Here is a 798-nt window from a genome sequence, read left to right as displayed (position 1 = left end):
CCCCTGGCATGGTCGCGGGCCTGTCGATCGGCGCGTGGCCGGCCGCCGTCGTCGCCGGCGTGCTCGACTTCGCGGATGCCGTGCGCCTCGTCGAACTGCGCGCGCGGCTGATGGAAGATGCCTACCCGTCCGGCTACGGCATGACGGCGATCGGCGGTCTCACGCGCCAACAGCTGGAGCCGCTGCTCGCGCAGGTCCACGGAGCGAAGACGCCCGTCTATCTCGCCAACCTCAATGCGCCGCGCCAGCTCGTCGTGTCCGGCAGCGCGGCCGCACTGGATGCCGTCGCTGCGCTTGCTCTGGCCCATGGCGCCAGCCGCGCGGAACGCCTGGCCGTGGCGGTGCCGTCGCACTGCGCGCTGCTGGACGAGCAGGCGCGCACGCTTGCCTGCGCCGCCGCGCAGGTCGCGCGCAAGCGGCCGCACATCACCTGGATCAGCAGCAGCGGCGCGCGTGCCGTGTTCGACGCCGACCGTATCGTCGCCGACCTGGCCGCGAACATGGCGCGCCCCGTGCTGTGGGCGGACACGCTGCGCCATGCCTGGGAGCGTGGCGCGCGCGTAGCGTTGGAAATGCCCAGCGGCACGGTGCTCACGCGCCTCGCCCAGGAGGCGGATTTCGCGGCCGGCACCGCCATGTGCGCGGACGGCAACCGGCTCGACACGCTCGTGCACGCGGCGCGCAACGCCGGGTGACAACAACGACGCCGGAATTCGTAGGGTGGGCACCACGTGCCCACGCGTAACGCCAACATACCGCACACGTCGCGCGTGGGCACAGGGGTGCCCACGCTACGCG

At 72.8% G+C, this 798-nt stretch carries 1 protein-coding gene; it reads left to right on the top strand.

Features of this window, described 5'->3' with window-relative positions; genetic code table 11:
• Positions 1 to 695 (top strand): acyltransferase domain-containing protein (locus AC1DYX_RS31640; RefSeq protein WP_477266227.1); only part of this gene is annotated, 695 nt, incomplete at its 5' end.
• Positions 696 to 798: the final 103 nt, after the last annotated feature.

Source organism: Massilia sp. P2_C2 (genome assembly GCF_056404615.1).
Note: the sequence above shows the minus strand (reverse complement) of the source record. Positions and strands in the feature narration are given on the sequence as shown.